Consider the following 21,532-nt stretch of genomic DNA (forward strand, 5'->3'; position numbering starts at 1 on the left):
ATCCGCGATGGCCCCTTAAATGAATGATGATTAAAGCCATACGCTTGCTGCAGAGGGTTCGCCCCGACTTTGAGGGGCCTGAAGCCACACGGATCATAGCCTTACGACCATCATCCCCCGGCCGGCTTCAGGCAAATGCCCGGCATCGTTCGGCCAGAGTGTAAAATTGGTGAAAAATACCTCGCCAGATCATAGACAGCCTGCCGACTCCTCATTATTATGCCGCGCCCCACCGCTGCGTGGCGGGGTAATGCTTCCCTTTCTAATCATTATTCTGAGGAATTATGGGCAACACTAAGTTGGCTAATCCGGCACCGCTGGGCCTTATGGGCTTCGGCATGACCACTGTTCTGCTTAACCTGGCGAATAGCGGCCTGTTCGCGTTTGATGTAGCTATCCTGGCGATGGGCATTTTTTACGGCGGCATTGCGCAAATTTTCGCAGGCCTGCTGGAATTCAAAAAAGGTAACACCTTTGGTTTAACCGCTTTTACGTCCTACGGCGCCTTCTGGCTGACGTTGGTCGCCATTCTTCTCATGCCGAAAATGGGCCTGGCGGAGGCGCCAAATGCGCACTTCCTGGGCATGTATCTCGGACTGTGGGGAGTTTTCACGCTGTTTATGTTCTTCGGTACCCTGAAAGCCGCACGGATGCTGCAGTTCGTTTTCCTCAGCCTGACCGTACTGTTTGCCCTGCTGGCAATTGGTCACCTGGCCGACAACGAAGGCATCGTTAAAATCGCGGGCTGGATTGGCTTAGTCTGCGGCGGCAGCGCCATTTATCTGGCGATGGGTGAAGTGCTCAACGAGCAGTTTGGTCGCACCATTCTGCCGATCGGCGCGCCTCATTGATAGACAATACCCTCGCCTGACGGCGAGGGTATTCAGCAGCCACGCTATGGCAGGCGCTGCAGTTCGCCCCTCGCGGCGGCGGTATACTCCCCCAGCCCCTGACGCAGCCAAATTCCCAGCCCCAGCCCCATCAGCGAAAGCGCCAGCACGTACCACGCCGGAGCCATCGGCGATACGCCCATCAGCATAGTGACGGCAATCGGCGTCAGGCCGCCGAAAATAGCGTAGGACACGTTGTACGAGAATGAAATTCCGGTAAAACGCACCTCCGCCGGAAAGGCGCGGACCATCACATAAGGCACCGCCCCGACCACGCCAACGCACAGCCCTACGGTGCCGTACAGCAGGAAAAGCTGTTCAGGCGAGGTGCCGGAAAGGTGATAGAACGCCCAGCTGGACACCGCCAGCAGAAGGCTGCCGACAATAAAAGTCCGGCTGGCGCCAAAGCGATCTGCCGCCAGGCCTGCCAGCAGGCAGCCGACACACAGCATAATCGTCGCAATGCTGTTCGCCTGCAGAGTCACCGCCGGAGCAAAGCCGTAATGCTTTTGCAGCCATACCGGCGACATCAAAATGACCACCACCACGCCTGCAGATAATAGCCAGGTCAGCAGCATTGAGATCACCACGGCCTTCTGATGCTTCAGCACCACGGCTTTAACCGGCAGCTCCTGGGCTAATGCTTTACGCTGCTGCATCTCAAGGAATATTGGCGTTTCCTGCAGCCAGCGGCGCAAATACATCGCCACCAGGCCGAACACGCCGCCCAGCAGGAAAGGAATACGCCAGCCGCCGTCATGGATGCCCTGCGGCGACAGGCTGGTATTAATCAGCGTCGCCACCACCGATCCCAGCAGGATCCCCACCGTTAAGCCCGCCGTCAGCGTGCCGCAGGCGATACCGATTTTTTTCTCCGGCACGTGCTCCGCAACAAAGACCCAGGCGCCGGGAACTTCACCACCAATCGCCGCGCCCTGCAGCACGCGCATCAGCAGCAGCAGCAGCGGTGCGACGATCCCCATCGATTCATAGGTCGGCAGCAGGCCGATCGCCAGCGTCGGCAGCGCCATCAGCAAAATGCTCAAGGTAAACATTTTCTTGCGCCCGACCAGATCGCCAAAGTGGGCCATGATAATGCCGCCGAGCGGGCGCGCCAGATAGCCGGCGGCGAAAATGCCGAAGGTCTGCACCTGGCGCAGCCATTCCGGAATATCCGCCGGGAAGAACAGCTCGCCGACGACGGCGGCAAAGAAGACGAAGATAATGAAGTCGTAAAACTCCAGCGCCCCGCCAAGGGCAGCCAGCGTCAGAGTTTTATAGTCTTGTCGATTCAGAGATCGGGTATGTTGTGACATAACGAGCTATTCATCCAGAGGTATGTAGGTGTTATCACGCAGTGTGTAAAGTAAAAAACACTATATCGTAAATAAAACGGCACACCACCAACATTGCAGGTTATGTCAGGAAAGCATCAAATTCAGGATAAACTTTCGCGCCTCGCGCTTTTTGGGCGAAAAGCCGCTACCACTTCCGGCGCAGTCTCAACATAAGGCCCTTCAAGCAGCTGTATACAATACGGTACACTTGCAAAGACGCCGTGCACCAGCACCTGGCCATCGGCATCTTTGACCCCTTCAAGGGTTTCCTGAATAGCCTTCGGCTGGCCGGGCAGATTGAGGATCAGCGCCTGTTTGCGGATCACGCCAACCTGGCGGGAAAGAATAGCCGTCGGGACGAAGTGCAGGCTCACCTGACGCATCTGCTCGCCAAAGCCCGGCATAACGCGATCGGCAATCGCCAGCGTCGCATCCGGCGTCACGTCTCGTCGCGCGGGGCCGGTACCGCCGGTAGTTAACACCAGATGGCACCCCATTTCGTCAACCAGCTCGCACAGCGTTTGCTCGATAATCACCTGTTCATCGGGGATCAAGCGGGTCTGGAGCTCAAAAGGGGTCGTCAGCGCACGCGCCAGCCACTCTTCAAGTGCCGGGATGCCTTTATCCTGATAAACGCCGCTGGAGGCGCGATCGGAGATGGAAACTAAGCCGATTCGTAAGGTATTCATCGTTATTCCGTTCAAATAGTGCAATTAGACGGAATGATACACGCTGGAGGGAAATACAGACAGGGTTCAAAAGAAGTAGCGTGACCGGGAGCCCGGCCACGCGCAATGATTACAGCAGGTCGCCGATCATTTTTTCCAGTTTTTCCTGGTCGATAGCAAACTTACGGATACCTTCCGCCAGTTTGTCTACCGCCATCGGGTCCTGGTTATGCTGCCACAGGAACTGAGATTCGGTGATGCGTTCCGGGCGGGCTTTAACTTCGCCGCTGAAGGTCAGCTTACGTTCGATAGCGCCTTCGCTTTCCGCCAGCTCTTTCAGCAGCGTCGGAGCAATGGTCAGACGGTCGCAGCCGGCCAGCTCGAGGATTTCACCGACGTTACGGAAGCTTGCGCCCATCACCACGGTTTCATAACCGTGCTGCTTGTAGTACTCGTAGATTTCGCTAACGGAAACCACGCCCGGATCTTCCGCCGGCGCATACTCTTTCTTATCAGTGTTCGCTTTGTACCAGTCGAGAATACGGCCTACGAACGGAGAGATCAGGAATACGCCCGCTTCCGCACAAGCGCGAGCCTGAGCGAAGGAGAACAGCAGGGTCAGGTTACAGTTGATGCCTTCTTTTTCCAGCTGCTCGGCGGCGCAGATGCCCTGCCAGGTAGAAGCCAGTTTGATCAGAATGCGATCGTTGCCGATGCCCGCATCGTTGTACAGCTTGATGATGCGTTTAGCTTTAGCGATGGATGCCGTGGTGTCATAGGAGAGACGGGCATCAACTTCAGTAGAAATACGGCCAGGAATCAGCTTAAGGATTTCGAGACCAATATTCACCGCCAGCTTATCGGAAGCGTCGATAATCTGCTGCGCGCGATCGCTGCTCTGAGCGCGGGCCCAGACGATAGCGTCATCAATCAGCTTACGGTACTCAGGGATCTGAGCCGCGCCAAGAATCAAAGAAGGGTTAGTCGTGGCATCCTGAGGCTGATACAGCTTCATTGCCGCAATATCTCCGGTATCAGCTACGACAGTGGTGTACTGACGCAGAGAAGTCAATTTATCCGTCATGATAGTGTTCTCTTAAACAGCAGTTAAGGGGATGTAACCGGTCTGCCAAGATGATAACACGCTGCATGGTCAGCGCAACTGCGGACCATGCAAGAGCGCAGAGTGTGATAAACTGAGCGAATTAATTCTCTGAATGTTAAAGGATTGTCACTAAAATGGTAACGCTTACACGAGCTTACCAACATGGACAAGAGGATGCTTAATGCCTGACTTTTTCTCATTTATCAATGAAATACTCTGGGGCTCGGTAATGATCTATCTGTTACTGGGCGCCGGCGTATGGTTTACCTGGCGGACGAAATGTATTCAGTTCCGTTATGTTCGCCAGTTTGGAAAAAGTTTGCGCAAAAGCCTTCTGCCCCAGCCCGACGGCTTAACCTCTTTTCAGGCCCTGTGCACCAGCCTGGCCGCCCGCATCGGTAGCGGTAACCTGGCCGGCGTGGCGCTGGCTATCACCGCCGGCGGGCCGGGCGCCATATTCTGGATGTGGGTCTCTGCGCTGCTCGGTATGGCCAGCAGCTTCGCCGAATGCTCCCTTGCCCAGCTCTACAAAGAACGCGATGCGCAGGGGCAATTTCGCGGCGGCCCGGCGTGGTATATGACCCGAGGCTTAGGGATGCGCTGGATGGGCGTGCTGTTTTCAATCCTGCTGCTGCTCGCCTATGGCGTCATTTTTAACACCGTTCAGGCCAACTCGGTGGCGCATGCGATGGCCTATGCGTTCGATCTGCCCGGCGTTATCACCGGCGGCGTGCTGGCCGTGATCACCCTGCTGGTTATCGTTCGCGGCTTGCGCAACGTGGCAAAGATCCTGCAATGGTTCGTCCCGCTGATGGCCGTGCTGTGGGTCGCTGCCAGCCTGCTAATCGGCCTGTGGCACATCACCGCCCTGCCGGCAATTTTTAATACCATTTTCCGCTGCGCATTCGGCTGGCAGGAAGCCGCCGCCGGCGCGGTGGGTTATACCATCAGCCAGGCATTGACCAGCGGTTTTCAGCGCGGGATGTTCTCTAACGAAGCGGGAATGGGCTCAACGCCTAACGCCGCCGCAGCCGCCGCCTCCTGGCCTCCTCACCCGGCGGCTCAGGGGATAGTCCAGATGCTTGGCGTTTTTATCGATACCGTGGTTATCTGCACCGCCAGCGCGGTGATTATCATGCTGGCGCCGCGCGGAGGCGGAGAGGACGCCGCTAACGGTATCCAGGCCATTCAGTATGCGATGAACGGGCTCGTCGGCGGCTGGGGCGCCAGCTTTGTCGCCGTCATCGTGCTGCTTTTTGCCTTTAGCTCCATCGTGGCAAACTACATTTACGCTGAAAATAACCTTATTTTTCTGCGTTTTAATAGCCCAACCTGCATCTGGGCGCTGCGGACTATCACCATCCTGATGGTCTTAACGGGAACGATGATGAGCCTCCCCGTCGTCTGGCGACTGGCGGATATTATTATGGCGCTGATGGCCATTACCAACCTGACGGCAATCCTCCTGCTGTCGCCCACTGTGCGGATCCTTGCCAGCGACTATCTCCACCAGCGGCGGCTGGGAGTGCAGCCCACGTTCGATGCCGCACGCTACCCGGAAATTCGTCAGCAGCTGGCGCCGGGAACCTGGGACGGACCGCCGCGCGAATAGCGCAGCAATCGCAGCCATCGATCCCTCCGCGGTCTTTTTTTGCTAAAATCGCGGAAAATCTCCTGCAAGGACTGGATATGCTGATTCTGATTTCACCTGCTAAAACGCTCGATTATCAAAGCCCGCTGGCGACGACGCGCTACACCCAGCCTGAGCTGCTGGAGTATTCTCAACAGCTTATCGGCGTGGCGCGCCAGCTTTCGGCGCCGCAGATAGGCAAGCTGATGGGCATCAGCGATAAGCTGGCGGATCTGAACGCAACCCGTTTTCACGACTGGCATCCCGAGTTCACGCCGAAAAATGCCCGCCAGGCAATTCTGGCCTTTAAGGGTGACGTCTACACCGGGCTGCAGGCGGAAACCTTCGGCGAGGCGGATTTCGATTTCGCTCAGCAGCATTTGCGCATGCTCTCCGGCCTGTACGGCGTGCTGCGCCCGCTGGATCTGATGCAGCCCTATCGTCTGGAGATGGGAATTAAGCTGGAAAACGCCAAAGGCAAGGATCTCTATCAGTTCTGGGGGGAGACGATTACCGATACGCTGAATCAGGCGCTGAAGGCGCAGGGTGACGATGTAGTGATTAACCTTGCCTCCGACGAATACTTCCGGTCGGTCAAAACAAAACGGCTGCAGGGTCAGATTATTAAGCCGGTGTTCCTCGATGAGAAAAACGGCCAGTTTAAGGTGATCAGCTTCTACGCCAAGAAAGCGCGCGGCTTGATGAGCCGCTATATCATTGAGAACCGCTTAACCCAGCCGGAGCAGCTCGCGCGTTTCGACAGCGACGGGTACTTCTTTGACGCCGACGCTTCCGATAAAGGCGAGATGGTCTTTAAACGTCACGAGCGCTAACCCGCTTCCCGGCCGCCAGCCTGCCGGCCGGGAACGTCGCTTAGCGGTGGTGCCAGTCGCGATCCGGACCGTGGTCGCGATCGTCGCGATCGCGTTCGCGCTGGTGATAACGGCGATCGTCATGCGGATGCCAGCGATCGTCGCGCCAGTCGTAATGGCGTCCCCACCACTCACGATCGCGCCAGTGGCCACCGTCCCAATAGTTGCCGGAGTTATCGCGATCGCCGATCTGCAGTTTTACGGCCGGAATCAGCGTAATTTCAGCGGCGTGGACGGCCGCAGGAGCCACCAGCAGCATCGAAAGCGCAAGGATCACAGATTTCAGCTTTGACATAGGTTTCCCCTTTGTTAACAGTGCCCGTGATGGGTCGATAGCCAAAGGTTAACCCTGCGCAACGGCGCTTGTTATTCTCCGCAATCCTATTCTTCAGCCCCCGGCATTTATTGATAATTCATGCATAATTTCTCCTTTTTTGGCCATAAAAAAACCGGGCGCCCTGGCCCGGTTTGAGAAATAAACAACGTCTGTAGCCGCCGTTACGCTTTCGCCATCATCAGCTCGCGCAGCGCCGCATAGTCCGCAGGCAGGTTATGCGACAGCAGCGGCAGGTCGGCGCGATCGGCCAGCTCTTTCGGCAGTGGCAGCGTCTCCTGCAGGATCTCTTCGACGCTCTCCTTAAACTTCGCCGGATGCGCGGTACCGAGGAACAGGCCATATTCGCCCGGCTGCAGCTGGTCGCGCAGCGCGCGCCAGGCGATTGCCGCATGCGGCTCCGAGGTGTAGCCGATGGCTTTCAGCTCACGCATCGCCTCTTTGGTCGTCTCGTCGTCCACGGTCGCATAGCCCAGCTCGTTCAGGCGCCAGGTTTTGCGGCGGAACAGCTCTTCGACGCGCGGCCAGTTGTTAGGCTGGCTGACGTCCATAGCGTTGGACAGCGTCGCCTGAGTGACCTTCGGCGCCCAGTTGCCATCCTGCAGGAAGCGAGGAACGGTGTCGTTGGCGTTGGTGGCCGCGATAAAGCGTTTAACCGGCAGGCCCAAAGACTTCGCCAGCAGGCCGGCGGTCAGGTCGCCGAAGTTGCCGCTGGGGACCGAAATCACCAGCTGATTACGCGCTTCCTGAGGCAGCTGCGCGACCGCTTCGAAGTAGTAGCAAATCTGCGCCAGAAGACGGCTGATGTTAATCGAGTTGGCGGAGTTCAGGCCCAGCGCAGCTTTCAGCTCTTCGTCGTCAAAGGCCTGTTTAACCAGCGCCTGGCAGGCGTCAAAGTCGCCGTCGATGGCCACGGTTTCAATGTTGCCGCCCAGGGTGCAGAACAGCTTCTCCTGCAGCGGGCTAATCTTGCCGCGCGGATAGAGAATCACCACCTTCACGTTTGGCAGACCGTAGAACGCGTGGGCTACCGCCGCGCCGGTATCGCCGGAGGTCGCCGTCAGGATAGTCACCGGTTTGTCGCCTGCGATATGGGTCAGCATCTGGGCCATGAAACGGCCGCCGAAGTCTTTAAACGCCAGCGTCGGGCCGTGGAACAGCTCAAGGCAGCCGATGTCATCCTGCACCTTGCTGACCGGCGCCGGAAAGGTGAAGGCCGCGCCGATACGCCCCTGCAGGACCGCCTGCGGGATCTCATCGGCAATAAATGCCGACAGGATCTTAGCGCTGCGGGTGACAAAATCCAGCGCCAGCATCTCATCGATTTCCGTCAGGCTAAATTCCGGCAGGTCGTGCGGGAAGAACAGCCCCTGATGCTTGCCAAGCCCCTGCGTGACGGCCTGCGCAAAGCTGACCTGTTCGTTATGATCTTTTAAGTTATAGAGTTTCATTGGTTATCCCACTACTCGTGCGCCCGCCGTGTCCAGCCGGCAAATATGAACAAAGCCTTCGTGATTCTGCAGATAATGCGTCCCCAGCCAGTCGGCGACGCGCTGCGCGGTTTCCGGCTTATCGCACAGCGCAAACAGCGTCGGGCCAGAGCCGGAGATCCCACAGGCCTGCGCGCCAATCTCCATCGCCGCCTGCCGCGCTTCGCTGAAGCCCGGCAGCAGTTTGGTGCGATAGGGTTCGGCAATCACATCTTTCATCAATTTCGCTGCCAGCTGCGGCTGGCGGGTATAGCAGGCGTGAATAAAGCCCGCCAGATGGCGGCCGTGCGCAATACAATCCTGCCGCCGATACTGGGCCGGCAGGATGGCGCGCGCTTCCGCCGTCGAAACTTTAATTCCAGGGTACGCCAGCACCCACAGCCATTCGTCAAAGCCGGGCACCTGCTGGCTGATGATGTCGTTCTCTTCGATCATCAGCTGCATGCCGCCCAGATAGCACGGGGCGACGTTGTCGTAGTGGATACTGCCGGAGATGCGCCCTTCCATCTCGCCCATCAGCGCCAGCATCCGGGTTTCGTTCAGCGGCTTGCCGCAGAATTCATTCATCGCCACCAGCGCCGCTACTACTGAACAGGCGCTGGAGCCGAGGCCGGAGCCAATCGGCATATTTTTTTCCAGCACCATCGCCACCGGAACCTTTCTGCCAATCTCTTCGCAAAAACGCTCCCAGCATTGATAAACGATATTCTCCTGCGCCGCCGCCGGCAGCTTGCTGGCAAAGCGACCCACGTTTTGCAGGCTGAAGCTTGCGGCCGCCTCAACCGAGACGTTGTCCCCCAGCAGCGTACCGTCAACCGGCGTGACCGCCGCGCCCAGGACATCAAACCCGACGCTCATATTGGCACTGGAAGCCGGGGCATATACTTTGACCATCTTAAACTCCTAACTTCCATGACAGGGTACGCAGCAGGTCGGCAAATACGCCGGCAGCCGTCACATCGTTACCCGCGCCATAGCCGCGCAGCACCAGCGGCAGCGGCTGATAATAGTGGCTGTAAAAAGCCAGCGCGTTCTCACCGTTTTTCACTTTAAACAGCGGATCGTTCCCGTCAACCGCGGCGATTTTCACGCGGCAGGTTCCATCCTCTTCGATATTGCCGACGTAACGCAAGACTTTACCTTCATCGCGCGCTTTCGCCACCCGGGAAGCAAATTCGTTATCCAGCGTTGGCAGACGCGCCATAAAGCTCTCAACGTCGCCGCTGGCATCAAACCCTTCAGGCAGAGCCGACTCAACGATAATGTCCGACAGCTCCAGCTCACGTCCGGTCTCACGGGCCAGGATCAGCAGCTTGCGGGCAACGTCGACGCCGGAGAGATCGTCGCGCGGATCCGGTTCGGTATAGCCCATATCCCGCGCCAGCGTCGTCGCCGCAGAGAGCGTCATCCCCTCGTCCAGCTTGCCGAAGATAAACGACAGCGAACCGGAGAGGATGCCGGAGAAGTGCAGCAGTTCGTCGCCGGCATTGAGCAGGTTCTGCAGGTTCTCGATAACCGGCAGGCCGGCGCCGACGTTGGTGTCGTAGAGGAATTTACGTCTTGAGCTGCTCGCCGCGTGGCGCAGCTGGTGATAGTAATCCAGCGACGAGGTGTTCGCCTTTTTATTCGGCGTCACCACGTGGAAACCTTCGCGCAGGAAATCGGCATACTGATCGGCGACCGCCTGGCTGGAGGTACAGTCAACGATCACCGGGTTCAGCAGATGATACTCTTTCACCAGGCGGATCAGGCGGCCCAGGTTAAGCGACTCTTTCGCTTCGGCCAGCTCAGCGCGCCAGTTTTCCAGATTCAGACCGTGCACGTTGGTCAGCAGAGCCTGGGAATTTGCGACGCCGCACACCCGCAGGTCGATATGCTTGTTCTTCAGCCAGCCCTGCTGACGCTTGATTTGCTCGATCAGCGCGCCGCCAACGCCGCCAACGCCGATAACGAACACCTCGATGACCTGGTCGGTGTTGAACAGCATCTGGTGGGTTACGCGAACCCCGGTGGTGGCATCGTCATTGCTGACCACCACGGAAATGGAGCGTTCGGAAGAGCCCTGGGCAATCGCCACGATATTGATATTGGCGCGAGCCAGCGCCGCGAAGAACTTGGCTGAAATACCGCGCAGGGTGCGCATACCGTCGCCGACAACGGAAATGATAGCCAGGCGATCCATGATCGACAGCGGCTCCAGCTGCCCCTCTTTCAGCTCCAGATAAAACTCCTCCTCCATCACCCGTTTTGCCCGGGCGCAGTCGCTTTGCGGCACGCAGAAGCTGATGCTGTACTCGGAAGAAGACTGGGTGATCAGGACCACAGAAATGCCGGCGCGTGACATGGTGGCGAAGACGCGGGCGGCCATGCCGACCATCCCCTTCATCCCCGGACCGGAGACGTTGAACATCGCCATATTATTAAGGTTAGAGATCCCCTTAACCGGCAGGCCGTCTTCATCAAGGCTGGCGCCGATAAGCGTACCCGGCGCCTGCGGATTGCCGGTATTTTTAATCAGGCAGGGGATCTGGAACTGAGCGATAGGCGCAATGGTGCGCGGGTGCAGAACCTTGGCGCCGAAGTAGGAGAGCTCCATCGCTTCCTGATAAGACATCGACTTCAGCAGGCGAGCATCCGGTACCTGGCGCGGATCGCAGGTGTAAACGCCGTCGACGTCGGTCCAGATTTCACAACAGTCGGCGCGCAGGCAGGCGGCGAGTACGGCGGCAGAATAGTCGGAGCCGTTACGGCCGAGAACCACCAGCTCGCCCTTTTCGTTACCGGCAGTAAAACCGGCCATCAGCACCATATGGTCTGCAGGAATCTGGCTGGCGGTAATGCGGCGGGTAGATTCGGCGATATCGACGGTGGATTCCAGATAATGACCCACGGCCAGCAGTTTTTCGACGGGATTAATCACGCTGACCTTATGACCACGCGCTTCGAGAAGGCCGGCCATAATCGCGATGGAGAGCTTTTCTCCGCGGCAAATCAGCGCAGCGTTGACGCTATCCGGGCACTGGCCAAGCAGGCTGATGCCGTGCAGCACGTGCTTTATCTGGGCAAACTCCTGCTCGACGAAGGTTTTCAGCTGCGCCAGCGCAAAACCCGGCTGAGCATCGGCGAGACCCTGCAGCAGTTCGGCAAAAATGCGTTCAGCATCAGCGATATTGGTGAGCGCGTCCTGACCGCCGATGGTTTTTTCAATCATCGCGACCAGATGGTTGGTAATTTTCGCCGGGGCAGACAGTACGGTCGCTACCTGCCCCTGCCTGGCATTGCTCTCCAGAATATCGGCAACACGCAGAAAACGTTCTGCATTTGCCACTGATGTACCGCCGAACTTCAACACGCGCATGGTTGTTACCCCTAGATTTTTTGTCGAAAAAAAAGCCCGCACTGTTCAGGTGCGGGCTTTTTTCTGTGTTTCCTGTACGCGTCAGCCCGCACCGTTACCTGTGGTAATAGTGGTGGTGATAATCGTTGTAATCATGCCGATGCGTTTCATGGATGTTGTGTACTCTGTAATTTTTATCTGTCTGTGTCCTGTGCCTATATTGGTTAAAGTATCTGCCGGCTTAAGTCAATGAATTTCTGCTTTTCGCCGGTTTTGACGCACCTGGACAATGCGCCAAAATGCACCGGTCATTCATCCCTGTTCGCACAGTCTCGCGCCTTCAATCAGCAGAAAAAACCATACCTAAAACTTATGACAGAACTTTACTCCGGAAGGTTTTTTTCAATATCGTGCAGCAAACGATGGAGCATCGCCGTATCACGCTGCTGCAAAAGTCCAATCCGCTGCTGTAGCCAATCGGTGAGTTTTACGTCTTCTGCAACGCCAAGTCGGGTCAACAGATCCAGGGTCCGCAATCGCAGCGCCTGCAGCTGGTTTTCATCGACGCTCGCGCAAACGGCGGACGCCTGCTGAACCAGGGAGGTCAGCTGATAGCAGTAGACCATCACCGACTGGCCGAGATTGAGCGACGGGTAGTCGGCGACCATCGGCACGCCGGTCAAAACGTCGGCAAGGGCCAGCTCCTCGTTGGTCAAGCCGGAATCTTCCCGGCCAAACACCAGCGCCGCGTGGTTCATCCACTGCGCCTTTTCCTCCATCAGCGGCAGGAGCTGCTGCGGAGTGGCGTAGTAATGGAAGCGCGCCCGGCTGCGGGCCGTGGTGGCGACCGTAAAATCGACATCGTGCAGCGCCTGCTCCAGCGTTGAATAAGTGCTTATATTATCGAGAATATCTCCTGAACCATGGGCGACCCAGCGCGCCGCAGGCTGCAAATGGGCATCGCTTTCAACGATCCGCATATCGCTAAAACCCATCGTTTTCATCGCTCGCGCGGCCGCGCCAACGTTCTCTGCCCGAGCCGGGGATACTAATACAATAGATACGCGCATTGTGCTTCTCTTCTACTCTCTCAGGGGGCGAAAATGAAAGCTACCCTTCATTTTACGCGGCGAAAATTTACAAATTTGCAACAAATATCACTAAAATTGCGTTCGATCACCCATAAAAAAAACTAAACTATTTCCAACCAACCGCGACACGAGGTATGTTAACAGAACGCTTTTATCCATATGTTTGCCAATGATATTTCGCGTCGGATACCGTTTCAGGCATTGGATTCAGCATATTTATCAGTTTCTCCACGCAACCATTTGAGCTGTGTAAGATTTGTAACTATAAATAGCATTTCAATACGATGATTTCACAAGACTGTTAACGTGCTACAATTGAACTTGATATATGTCAACGAAGCGTAGTTTTATTGGGTGTTCAGCCTCTCTTAGCCTGTTATATTGCTGTTAAAATGGTTAGGATGACAGCCGTTTTTGACACCGTCGGGTCCAGAGGGAAAGTACCCACGACCAAGCTAATGATGTTGTTGACGTTGATGGAAAGTGCATCAAGAACGCAATTACGTACTTTAGTCATGTTACGCCGGACATGTTAATTTGCGACATGTACCAGGCAGGTCAGGGACTTTGGTACTTCCTGTTTCGATTTAGTTGGCAATTTAGGTAGCAAACATGCAGACCCCGCACATTCTTATCGTTGAAGACGAGTTGGTAACACGCAACACGTTAAAAAGTATTTTCGAAGCAGAAGGTTATGATGTGTTCGAAGCGACCGATGGCGCGGAAATGCATCAGATCCTGTCTGAAAATGATATCAACCTGGTAATCATGGATATTAACCTGCCGGGTAAAAATGGTCTCCTGCTGGCGCGTGAACTGCGCGAACAGGCGGACGTCGCGCTGATGTTCCTTACCGGCCGCGATAATGAAGTTGATAAGATTTTGGGCCTCGAAATTGGCGCAGATGACTATATCACCAAGCCATTCAACCCACGTGAACTGACTATTCGCGCGCGCAACCTGCTCTCCCGTACCATGAATCTGGGTACCGTAAGCGAAGAACGTCGCAGCGTAGAAAGCTACAAGTTCAACGGCTGGGAACTGGATATCAACAGCCGTTCTCTGGTTAGCCCGAACGGTGAGCAGTACAAGCTGCCGCGCAGTGAATTCCGCGCAATGCTGCACTTCTGCGAAAACCCGGGCAAAATCCAGTCACGTGCTGAACTGCTGAAGAAAATGACCGGCCGTGAGCTTAAGCCGCACGACCGTACCGTAGACGTGACCATCCGTCGCATTCGTAAGCACTTTGAATCTACTCCGGATACGCCGGAAATCATCGCTACCATTCACGGTGAAGGTTACCGCTTCTGTGGCGATCTGCAGGAATAATTAAGTATTCCCGCAGCAATAACGTAAAACGGCGCTCAAGGCGCCGTTTTTTTATTTCCAGATCCTGAGATTATCGTCACTCTCACCGTCCGGTTGCTCCGCTTTTTTCGGCTTCTGAGACGATCGCGCCTACCGGTCAAGGCGGCGGGCCAGGAGCATCAACGCACTTCACGCCAGCAGCAATGCTGCATCTTCCATCAGCGAAATACGCGTCCAGGCTAGCGCAGCAGCGTGTTGATTCATCGCGAGTGCTAACGGCGCCATGTAGCCAGCGCCTTCCCTGCTATTTATTCCACGGCATGATCGGCACGGCGCTGAGCGCATTCTTCGGCGATCCGTCGACGACCTTATCCGAATAGCTCATGTAGATCAGGGCATTGCGCTTGCTATCGTAAAAACGGACAACCTGCAGTTTTTTAAACACCAGCGAGGTGCGTTTCTGGAACACGACTTCGCCCTGAGACTTGCCGTTTTTGATTTTATCGGTCAGTTCAATCGGCCCGACCTGCTGGCAGGAGATCGCCGCGTCAGAGGTGTCTTCAGCAAGCCCCAGACCGCCCTTAATGCCGCCGGTTTTCGCCCGGCTGATATAGCAGGTGACGTTCTGCACGTCCGGATCGTCGAAGGCTTCAACGACGATCTTATGGTCCGGGCCAAAGAATTTGAAGACGGTATCCACCGAGCCAATCTGTTCCGCCTGAGCCGCCTGGCAGCCGGCCAGTAAAAGCAGTCCGATCATTAACTTCTTGTATTTCATATTGTTACCATTTTTTAGATTTTCCCCGAGCGATGATTATTGGCTCAATGGAAAAGGTTTATAGATCACAGCTTTACAAAAATAGCAGGAGTGTTCGCTGACACATCGCATTTAAAGGCAAAAAAAACACTGAATGCTAAAACATCAAAAAATGCTATTATCCGCTACCTTAGTAGCAGGCACCTAAGTTTAAGGATGAGGACATTTTATGGATCAAGCAGGGATTATTCGCGATCTCCTTAGCTGGCTGGAAGGTCACCTGGATCAGCCGCTGTCATTGGACAATGTGGCTGCGAAGGCCGGTTATTCCAAGTGGCATTTGCAAAGAATGTTCAAAGACGTGACCGGCCATGCTATAGGTGCCTATATCCGCGCGCGCCGTTTATCAAAATCGGCGGTGGCGCTGCGCCTGACCGCGCGTCCGATCCTCGACATCGCGCTACAGTACCGCTTCGACTCCCAGCAGACGTTTACCCGAGCGTTTAAAAAACAGTTCTCTGTGACGCCTGCGCTCTACCGCCGCTCCCCTGACTGGAGCGCTTACGGTATGCGTCCTCCGCTGCGTCTGGGCGAATTCACCATGCCGCAGCATGAGTTTATCACCCTGAGCAATACGCCGCTGATTGGCGTGACCCAGAGCTATACCTGTAAGCTGGAGGAGATCTCTGACTTCCGTAACCAGATGCGCGTGCAGTTCTGGCGAGACTTCCTCGGCAACTCGCCGTCGATTCCGCCCACGCTCTACGGCCTGCATGAACCGCGTCCAAGTCTTGAGAAAGATGACGAGCAGGAGGTCTTCTATACCACCGCCGTGACGCCGGAGATGGCCAACGGTCACCTGCATAATTCGCATCCAATCGCCCTGGAAGGCGGTGAATATGTGATGTTCACCTATGAAGGATTAGGGACCGGGCTGCAGGAGTTTATCCTGACGGTTTACGGCACCTGCATGCCGATGCTGAACCTCACCCGCCGCAAGGGCCTGGATATCGAACGCTTCTTCCCTGAGGATGAAAGCCGGGATCAGGATACGCCGATTCAGCTACGCTGCGAGTACCTGATCCCAATCCGCCGCTAGCGCTGCAGCTCATCCATCGCGGGGGCATCAAGATGCGAAATATCCCCCGCGGTTTCAACCACCCAGCCTGAAGCCAGCCACGGGCTTTGCTGATAATCAACGCGCGAAATTGAACAGTTACGCAGGCGCAGCCGCCGCTCGGCGTGCGCAGGCAGGCCAAGAATCGTGCTGACCAGACAGCCCAACGCCATGCCGTGACTCACCAGCAGCGGACGGCTCCCTTCAGGCAGCTCCAGGCAGGATGCCAGGGCCGCGTGCATACGCTGGCTAAGCTCCTCCATCGACTCGCCTTGCGGAATACGCCCGTCCGGGGTGCCGTTAACCAGCTGACGACGCCAGTCCTCCTCCTCCGCGCTCAGCGAATCGATATGGCGTTTCTCAAGAACCCCCATATCCAGCTCGCGCAGGCGCGAATCAAGGATGACGCTACAGCCGCAGGCTTCCGCGATAATTTCTGCCGTTCGGCGCGTACGCCCTAAATCGCTGGCAATAATATGCGTAATGTCCAGCGTTCTGGCGCGTTCGCCAACCTGCCAGGCCTGACGCTCACCGTGGGCGGTTAGCGGACTGTCGGACTGGCCCTGAATACGTCGCTCGGCGTTCCACTGCGTTTCACCGTGGCGAACAAGGTGTACCTGTAACATGCTTTTTATCCGTTCTGTGCTCTTCACAATTTCGGCTACCGGGCCGGTGCCCTGCAGCGAAAACGATTTGGAGTATACTGCGATGACGTTAATTTATTCTGAGTTGTTTGATTATGCACCATGTTGTCTCAGCTACCACTAATCCCGCCAAAATTCAGGCAATTCTGCAGGCTTTTAACGAGATCTTCGGCGAAGGATCCTGCCACATTGAGTCCGTCTCCGTCGAGAGCGGCGTGCCGGAACAGCCGTTTGGTAACGACGAAACGCGCGCTGGCGCACGAAATCGGGTCACGAATGCGCGGGCTGCGCGCCCGGATGCCGATTTCTGGGTCGCCATCGAGGCTGGAATCGATGACGGCAGTACGTTTAGCTGGGTCGTCATCGAAAATAGCCTGCAGCGCGGTGAAGCGCGATCGGCCACTCTGCCGCTGCCGGCGGCGATCCTCGAACAGGTCCGCGCCGGCGCAGCCTTAGGGCCGGTGATGTCACAGCATACCGGCATCGATGAAATTGGCCGCAAGGAGGGGGCTATCGGCATCTTTACCGCCGGTAAGCTTACGCGCAGCAGCGTTTATCATCAGGCGGTAGTGCTGGCGCTTAGTCCGTTTCATAACGCTATTTATCGTTAACGTTCAGCAGCGCCTGTTCCAGCCACTGTCGCAGCTCGGCGGGCGCAGATTTCAGGCTGTTAGAGCCGCGGGTGATGGTGGCAATCCCGGCGCCGAGCTCGCTTTTCAGCTCGCGCTGGCTCATCTCCCCGCGCAAAAGCTCTTCAATAATCCGCACGCGGGTACCCAGCGCTTCGCGCTCGTCGGGCGTCAGCATCAGCTGCAGCAGCGGCAGGTGCAGATCGTCGGCGTACGCCTGCTGAAGTAAGGCCACGAAGCGAAGCCACTCCTGATGACGTTGTTCGGCCACCGCCGCTGAATAAGGGGATTGTTGGGTCATGTTGCGCCGCCATGTTAAGGCCGGCGGCCCGAGCCGCCGATCGTTTGTACTCATTAACGAGTACAAAGCATAGCATACTCCGGTCAATACTCTATGGATTTCGGGCGGCATAGCAAAATGCTATGTCGCCCGCAGACCGCTCGCGTTAGTAACGCTGCTGCCACTCAGCATCGCTGAGCATTCCCGCTTTCTCTCCCATGAAGTAGCGATAGTAAGCGTCATAGGAGAGCACGTTCTTCACGTAGCCGCGCGTTTCCGAGAACGGGATGCTCTCGATAAACGCCACCGCGTCGATCCGCCCGGCGCTATTGCTCCGCCAGGTGCGCACCCGTCCAGGCCCGGCGTTATAGGCGGCGGAAGCGTAAATACGGTTATTGCCGAACTGCTGATAAACGTACTGCAGATAGCTGGTGCCAATATTGATATTGGTTTCCGGATCCAGCAGCTGCGATGGGCCGCCGTAGCCGGCAATATTAAACATCCCAACCGTATGGGTGGCGGTGCCCGGCATAATCTGCATCAGGCCGCTGGCGCCAACCGGCGAGCGGACCTTCGGGTTCCAGGCGCTCTCCTGACGGGCAATCGCCATGGCGTAGCTTTGCGTAATATCCTTGCCGCTGATATAGCGGGAGAAAAGATCGTTGTAGGCCAACGGGAAGCGCTCTTCCAGCTGATCCCACAGCTTCCCGGCGATCGTCGCCTGAACGCTAAGATCCCACCAGTGCTGGTTGAAGGCATAGCGCGCCAGCTGGGCCTGCTGATCTTTGGTCCGGCTGGTCACCAGGTTGGCCCACTCGCTGCGCGCGGTGTTGTCCATATTCCAGTACATCAGCTCGCGTACCCTGGCCATTTCCGGCCCCGAGGTCAGCGCCGAATCGAGGGTTGCGGGCGCCTTATCGATCCGGAAGGTGAACTCTTCGCCCAGCCGCTGGGCGGCAATCATCGGGTAGAAACCGCGCTGCTGCATCAGCGAACGGAGGATGGCTTTCGCTTCATCATCACGCCCGCGCTCCAGCAGCAAATCCGCCTGCCAGTAGCGCCACTCGTCTTTCTCTTTGGCCTCCATCGGCAGGCGCGCCAGCCAGGTGTTCAGGCCATGGCGATCGCCGGTTCCCAGCGCCATGCGCACGCGTCGCTCCACCAGCGGCGTGGACTGAGAACGCATAATTGCGTCATCACGCCAGACCGCCTGCTCGTCGGTAACGTCGGTGCCCATCAGGCGCCAGGCCACGATATCCCGCAGCGCCTGGGTTTGATCGTCATTGAGCTGCTGTGCCTGGACCAACGACGGGATCATCAGCCGGGCGTTTTCGACGTCCTGGCGCGCCACGCTCTCAAAGGCCACCGCCGCCATCTGACGGGTGAAATCGGTGGCTCCGGTGGTGCGGGCAAAATTCATCACGGTATTCGGATCGTTGGCCAGCGCCACAATCGCGGAAGAGATGGTCTGATACTCAGGCGGCATCTGCTGCGCCAGCGATCGCACCAGGCTGGTGTTGCCCGCCTTCATCGCCAGACGGATGCGTTCGAGCCAGGCCAGCGGGTCCTGCTGGCCGGAAGCGCGCCAGGCGCTAAACAGCGCATCGCACGCGTTGGGCTGACTTTTACCGGTGAGCCACAGCGTTTTTGCGCCGTCCCAGGCCTCCTGCGCCTGACCCACGCTCAGCTTCGCATAGTAATAATTACACTGCGCTTCGGTGCTGGTCGGCTTGTCGGGGCTAAACGCCAGCAGCCCTTGCCAGTCGCTGCGACGGGCCAGTTCATTGACGAAGCGCGATTTCAGGGAGCGGGCGGGCGGAAGCGTGGGGTTAGCCTCAATAAAATTTTTCACCACCAGCGCCGGCTGGTTCATCAGATCATCGGTTATCTGCCGGTACTGGAGGTACGGGTATAACGGATAGGTCGACAGCGTGGGCATCAGCTCATCGACGACCGACATCTGCCGGCCGTCCCACGCCTGCTTAATTTGGGCATAGCGGCTGCGCTGTTCATCCAGTGAATCCGCATGCGCCAGCTGGCTAAGCGTCAGCAGACTTACGCCGGCAGCCAGAAGGCGCCACGCCGTAGTTTTGGCCTTTTCCACAAGCTATTCCCCTATTTAAGTCCATCAGAGCAGCATCGTGCCGCTTTTAAAATATTCCGGTATCGCTTTAGATATGCTAACCAGACAACGCCAAACGCGCCACGTCCTGAACATTTTTTTACTCTTCTGTGAATCCCATCGCCTCTCTGGGATTAAAGCGCGAAAAAGGCTACACTTCGCCTTTGAAAACTATTCACTACCCTACTCAAAATCATTCCGGCTGAGGCAGCCTGAAGGGTGAAGAGTATATAAAAGAGGCGAAGTCCAACGTGGCTCAATTCGTTTATACCATGCATCGTGTCGGCAAAGTGGTTCCGCCGAAACGTCATATTTTGAAAAATATCTCCCTGAGCTTCTTCCCTGGGGCGAAGATCGGCGTTCTCGGCCTGAACGGCGCCGGTAAGTCCACCCTGCTGCGCATTATGGCCGGTATCGATACCGATATCGAAGGCGAAGCCCGCCCGCAGCCGGGCCTTAAGATTGGCTACCTGCCGCAGGAGCCGAAGCTTAACCCGGAGCAGACCGTTCGCGAGTCCGTGGAAGAAGCGGTTGCCGAAGTGGTTAACGCGCTGAAAGGCCTCGATGAGGTGTACGCTAAGTACGCTGAGCCGGATGCCGACTTCGATAAACTCGCCGCCCAGCAGGGCAAGTTTGAGGAGATTATCCAGGCGCACGACGGCCACAACCTGAACGTGCAGCTCGAGCGTGCGGCCGACGCCCTGCGCCTGCCGGACTGGGATGCCAAAATCGCTAACCTGTCCGGTGGTGAACGCCGCCGCGTGGCTCTGTGCCGCCTGCTGCTGGAAAAGCCGGACATGCTGCTGCTCGACGAACCGACCAACCACCTGGATGCCGAATCCGTGGCCTGGCTGGAACGCTTCCTGCACGACTTCGAAGGAACCGTTGTGGCCATTACCCACGACCGTTACTTCCTTGATAACGTCGCCGGCTGGATCCTCGAGCTCGACCGCGGTGAAGGCATTCCGTGGGAAGGCAACTACTCCTCCTGGCTGGAGCAGAAAGATCAGCGCCTGGCCCAGGAAGCCTCTCAGGAAGCGGCGCGCCGCAAGTCCATTGAGAAAGAGCTGGAGTGGGTCCGCCAGGGCGCGAAAGGCCGTCAGTCTAAGGGCAAAGCCCGTCTGGCGCGCTTCGAAGAGCTTAACAGCGTTGAATACCAGAAACGTAACGAAACTAACGAACTGTTTATTCCGCCTGGAGCACGTCTGGGGGATAAAGTCGTTGAAGTCACCAACCTGCGTAAATCCTACGGCGATCGCCTGCTGATTGACGACCTGAACTTCTCAGTACCGAAAGGAGCCATCGTCGGGATCATCGGGCCAAACGGCGCGGGTAAATCCACCCTGTTCCGCATGATGTCGGGTCAGGAACAGCCTGATGCCGGTTCTATCACCCTGGGTGATACCGTTAAGCTGGCCTCCGTCGATCAGTTCCGTGACGCTATGGATAACAGCAAAACCGTTTGGGAAGAGGTTTCCGGCGGGCTGGATATCATGAAGATCGGCAACACCGAGATGCCGAGCCGCGCCTACGTTGGCCGCTTTAACTTCAAAGGTGTCGATCAGGGCAAACGCGTCGGCGAGCTGTCCGGCGGTGAGCGCGGTCGTCTGCACCTGGCGAAACTGCTGCAGGTTGGCGGTAACGTTCTGCTGCTCGATGAACCAACCAACGACCTGGATATCGAAACCCTGCGCGCGTTAGAAAACGCCCTGCTGGAGTTCCCGGGCTGCGCGATGGTTATCTCGCACGACCGCTGGTTCCTTGACCGCGTAGCGACCCACATTCTGGACTACCAGGATGAAGGTAAGGTGGAGTTCTTCGAAGGTAACTTTACCGAATACGAAGAGTACAAGAAGCGCACCCTCGGCGCCGATGCGCTGGAACCGAAGCGCATCAAGTACAAACGTATCGCCAAGTAATA

21 protein-coding genes and 1 other annotated feature are annotated in these 21,532 nt (G+C 56.9%); of the genes, 7 read left to right on the forward strand and 14 right to left on the reverse strand.

From position 1 onward, the window contains the following. The first annotated feature begins 284 nt into the window (after positions 1–284). Positions 285–851, forward strand: coding sequence for an acetate uptake transporter (satP, locus tag NWP14_RS24625; RefSeq protein ID WP_095103891.1), 567 nt, complete (start codon positions 285–287; stop codon positions 849–851). A 44-nt stretch (positions 852–895) separates the two neighbouring features. Here the strand turns inward: satP and NWP14_RS24630 are convergent, their stop codons facing one another. From NWP14_RS24630 to tal, 3 genes are all read right to left on the reverse strand, one after another. Beyond that, positions 896–2,206 carry an MFS transporter gene (locus NWP14_RS24630; RefSeq protein ID WP_375216138.1) on the reverse strand — a complete coding sequence of 437 codons (1,311 nt, stop codon included), beginning with the start codon at positions 2,204–2,206 and terminating at the stop codon, positions 896–898. A 122-nt stretch (positions 2,207–2,328) separates the two neighbouring features. Beyond that, on the reverse strand, positions 2,329–2,916 hold the full coding sequence (gene mog, locus NWP14_RS24635; RefSeq protein ID WP_095103895.1) for a molybdopterin adenylyltransferase: 588 nt from the start codon (positions 2,914–2,916) through the stop codon (positions 2,329–2,331). A gap of 109 nt (positions 2,917–3,025) precedes the next feature. Beyond that, positions 3,026–3,979: a transaldolase gene (gene tal, locus NWP14_RS24640; protein ID WP_095103897.1), complete on the reverse strand. Its 954-nt coding sequence runs from the start codon at positions 3,977–3,979 to the stop codon at positions 3,026–3,028. Positions 3,980–4,181: 202 nt separating this feature from the next. Here tal and NWP14_RS24645 point away from each other — a divergent pair, with 202 nt between their 5' ends. Both NWP14_RS24645 and yaaA read left to right on the forward strand, forming a co-directional pair. Next, the gene (locus NWP14_RS24645) at positions 4,182–5,612 is read left to right on the forward strand and encodes a sodium:alanine symporter family protein (protein WP_095103899.1); all 1,431 of its coding nucleotides are present in this window, start codon (positions 4,182–4,184) and stop codon (positions 5,610–5,612) included. Between the two features lie 77 nt (positions 5,613–5,689). Beyond that, entirely contained in the window at positions 5,690–6,463 is a 774-nt protein-coding gene (yaaA, locus tag NWP14_RS24650) for a peroxide stress protein YaaA (RefSeq protein ID WP_095103901.1), read from the forward strand. A gap of 40 nt (positions 6,464–6,503) precedes the next feature. Here yaaA and NWP14_RS24655 read toward each other — a convergent pair whose 3' ends face one another. From NWP14_RS24655 to yjjY, 7 genes are all read right to left on the reverse strand, one after another. Continuing rightward, positions 6,504–6,797 carry a DUF2502 domain-containing protein gene (locus NWP14_RS24655; RefSeq protein ID WP_095103903.1) on the reverse strand — a complete coding sequence of 98 codons (294 nt, stop codon included), beginning with the start codon at positions 6,795–6,797 and terminating at the stop codon, positions 6,504–6,506. Between the two features lie 203 nt (positions 6,798–7,000). Further along, on the reverse strand, positions 7,001–8,287 hold the full coding sequence (gene thrC / locus NWP14_RS24660) for a threonine synthase (protein ID WP_375216139.1): 1,287 nt from the start codon (positions 8,285–8,287) through the stop codon (positions 7,001–7,003). A gap of 3 nt (positions 8,288–8,290) precedes the next feature. Continuing rightward, positions 8,291–9,220 carry a homoserine kinase gene (gene thrB / locus NWP14_RS24665; RefSeq protein ID WP_041143968.1) on the reverse strand — a complete coding sequence of 310 codons (930 nt, stop codon included), beginning with the start codon at positions 9,218–9,220 and terminating at the stop codon, positions 8,291–8,293. Between the two features lies 1 nt (position 9,221). Continuing rightward, entirely contained in the window at positions 9,222–11,684 is a 2,463-nt protein-coding gene (gene thrA / locus NWP14_RS24670) for a bifunctional aspartate kinase/homoserine dehydrogenase I (protein ID WP_095103907.1), read from the reverse strand. Between the two features lie 25 nt (positions 11,685–11,709). After that, positions 11,710–11,827 (reverse strand) — a sequence feature (Thr leader region). Continuing rightward, complete coding sequence (gene thrL, locus NWP14_RS24675; protein WP_071845000.1) at positions 11,766–11,834, reverse strand: thr operon leader peptide; 69 nt, start codon at positions 11,832–11,834, stop codon at positions 11,766–11,768. Its footprint overlaps the feature before it by 62 nt. A 212-nt stretch (positions 11,835–12,046) precedes the next feature. Then, positions 12,047–12,733, reverse strand: a complete 687-nt coding sequence (locus NWP14_RS24680) for a tRNA/rRNA methyltransferase (RefSeq protein ID WP_095103909.1) — start codon at positions 12,731–12,733, stop codon at positions 12,047–12,049. 397 nt (positions 12,734–13,130) lie between these two features. Continuing rightward, on the reverse strand, positions 13,131–13,271 hold the full coding sequence (yjjY, locus tag NWP14_RS24685; protein ID WP_049268126.1) for a protein YjjY: 141 nt from the start codon (positions 13,269–13,271) through the stop codon (positions 13,131–13,133). Positions 13,272–13,366: 95 nt separating this feature from the next. On the opposite strand from yjjY, the gene arcA reads away from it, so the two are divergent. Then, complete coding sequence (gene arcA, locus NWP14_RS24690; RefSeq protein WP_002887843.1) at positions 13,367–14,083, forward strand: two-component system response regulator ArcA; 717 nt, start codon at positions 13,367–13,369, stop codon at positions 14,081–14,083. Positions 14,084–14,366: 283 nt separating this feature from the next. Here arcA and creA read toward each other — a convergent pair whose 3' ends face one another. After that, positions 14,367–14,840 (reverse strand): protein CreA, encoded by a 474-nt coding sequence (creA, locus tag NWP14_RS24695; RefSeq protein ID WP_095103911.1) that lies wholly within the window; start codon positions 14,838–14,840, stop codon positions 14,367–14,369. A gap of 208 nt (positions 14,841–15,048) precedes the next feature. Here creA and robA point away from each other — a divergent pair, with 208 nt between their 5' ends. After that, the gene (robA, locus tag NWP14_RS24700) at positions 15,049–15,918 is read left to right on the forward strand and encodes an MDR efflux pump AcrAB transcriptional activator RobA (RefSeq protein WP_095103913.1); all 870 of its coding nucleotides are present in this window, start codon (positions 15,049–15,051) and stop codon (positions 15,916–15,918) included. On the opposite strand, the gene gpmB is transcribed toward robA, so the two are convergent. Next, a complete protein-coding gene (gene gpmB / locus NWP14_RS24705; RefSeq protein ID WP_095103915.1) occupies positions 15,915–16,562 on the reverse strand; it encodes a 2,3-diphosphoglycerate-dependent phosphoglycerate mutase GpmB in 648 nt (215 codons plus the stop codon). The two genes, robA and gpmB, sit on opposite strands and share 4 nt — an antisense overlap. A 113-nt stretch (positions 16,563–16,675) precedes the next feature. On the opposite strand from gpmB, the gene yjjX reads away from it, so the two are divergent. Beyond that, on the forward strand, positions 16,676–17,191 hold the full coding sequence (yjjX, locus tag NWP14_RS24710) for an inosine/xanthosine triphosphatase (RefSeq protein ID WP_095103917.1): 516 nt from the start codon (positions 16,676–16,678) through the stop codon (positions 17,189–17,191). Here the strand turns inward: yjjX and trpR are convergent. Further along, entirely contained in the window at positions 17,178–17,510 is a 333-nt protein-coding gene (gene trpR / locus NWP14_RS24715) for a trp operon repressor (protein ID WP_095103919.1), read from the reverse strand. The two genes, yjjX and trpR, sit on opposite strands and share 14 nt — an antisense overlap. Before the next feature lie 145 nt (positions 17,511–17,655). Continuing rightward, the gene (gene sltY, locus NWP14_RS24720; protein ID WP_095103921.1) at positions 17,656–19,593 is read right to left on the reverse strand and encodes a murein transglycosylase; all 1,938 of its coding nucleotides are present in this window, start codon (positions 19,591–19,593) and stop codon (positions 17,656–17,658) included. A 269-nt stretch (positions 19,594–19,862) separates the two neighbouring features. On the opposite strand from sltY, the gene ettA reads away from it, so the two are divergent. Beyond that, positions 19,863–21,530 carry an energy-dependent translational throttle protein EttA gene (gene ettA / locus NWP14_RS24725; protein ID WP_041143956.1) on the forward strand — a complete coding sequence of 556 codons (1,668 nt, stop codon included), beginning with the start codon at positions 19,863–19,865 and terminating at the stop codon, positions 21,528–21,530. Positions 21,531–21,532: the final 2 nt, after the last annotated feature.

This window comes from Klebsiella sp. C349492 (assembly GCF_042055345.1).
Classification (GTDB): domain Bacteria; phylum Pseudomonadota; class Gammaproteobacteria; order Enterobacterales; family Enterobacteriaceae; genus Klebsiella; species Klebsiella scottii.

Bases quoted from the DNA above. Each gene is read 5' to 3' on its own strand.
- NWP14_RS24655 (WP_095103903.1), bottom strand. From the start codon at position 6,797: ATGTCAAAGCTGAAATCTGTGATCCTTGCGCTTTCGATGCTGCTGGTG.
- trpR (WP_095103919.1), bottom strand. From the start codon at position 17,510: ATGACCCAACAATCCCCTTATTCAGCGGCGGTGGCCGAACAACGTCAT.
- NWP14_RS24630 (WP_375216138.1), bottom strand. From the start codon at position 2,206: ATGTCACAACATACCCGATCTCTGAATCGACAAGACTATAAAACTCTG.
- robA (WP_095103913.1), top strand. From the start codon at position 15,049: ATGGATCAAGCAGGGATTATTCGCGATCTCCTTAGCTGGCTGGAAGGT.
- NWP14_RS24680 (WP_095103909.1), bottom strand. From the start codon at position 12,733: ATGCGCGTATCTATTGTATTAGTATCCCCGGCTCGGGCAGAGAACGTT.
- NWP14_RS24645 (WP_095103899.1), top strand. From the start codon at position 4,182: ATGCCTGACTTTTTCTCATTTATCAATGAAATACTCTGGGGCTCGGTA.
- tal (WP_095103897.1), bottom strand. From the start codon at position 3,979: ATGACGGATAAATTGACTTCTCTGCGTCAGTACACCACTGTCGTAGCT.
- satP (WP_095103891.1), top strand. From the start codon at position 285: ATGGGCAACACTAAGTTGGCTAATCCGGCACCGCTGGGCCTTATGGGC.
- thrC (WP_375216139.1), bottom strand. From the start codon at position 8,287: ATGAAACTCTATAACTTAAAAGATCATAACGAACAGGTCAGCTTTGCG.
- thrB (WP_041143968.1), bottom strand. From the start codon at position 9,220: ATGGTCAAAGTATATGCCCCGGCTTCCAGTGCCAATATGAGCGTCGGG.
- yaaA (WP_095103901.1), top strand. From the start codon at position 5,690: ATGCTGATTCTGATTTCACCTGCTAAAACGCTCGATTATCAAAGCCCG.
- arcA (WP_002887843.1), top strand. From the start codon at position 13,367: ATGCAGACCCCGCACATTCTTATCGTTGAAGACGAGTTGGTAACACGC.
- gpmB (WP_095103915.1), bottom strand. From the start codon at position 16,562: ATGTTACAGGTACACCTTGTTCGCCACGGTGAAACGCAGTGGAACGCC.
- creA (WP_095103911.1), bottom strand. From the start codon at position 14,840: ATGAAATACAAGAAGTTAATGATCGGACTGCTTTTACTGGCCGGCTGC.
- yjjX (WP_095103917.1), top strand. From the start codon at position 16,676: ATGCACCATGTTGTCTCAGCTACCACTAATCCCGCCAAAATTCAGGCA.
- mog (WP_095103895.1), bottom strand. From the start codon at position 2,916: ATGAATACCTTACGAATCGGCTTAGTTTCCATCTCCGATCGCGCCTCC.
- yjjY (WP_049268126.1), bottom strand. From the start codon at position 13,271: ATGACTAAAGTACGTAATTGCGTTCTTGATGCACTTTCCATCAACGTC.
- thrA (WP_095103907.1), bottom strand. From the start codon at position 11,684: ATGCGCGTGTTGAAGTTCGGCGGTACATCAGTGGCAAATGCAGAACGT.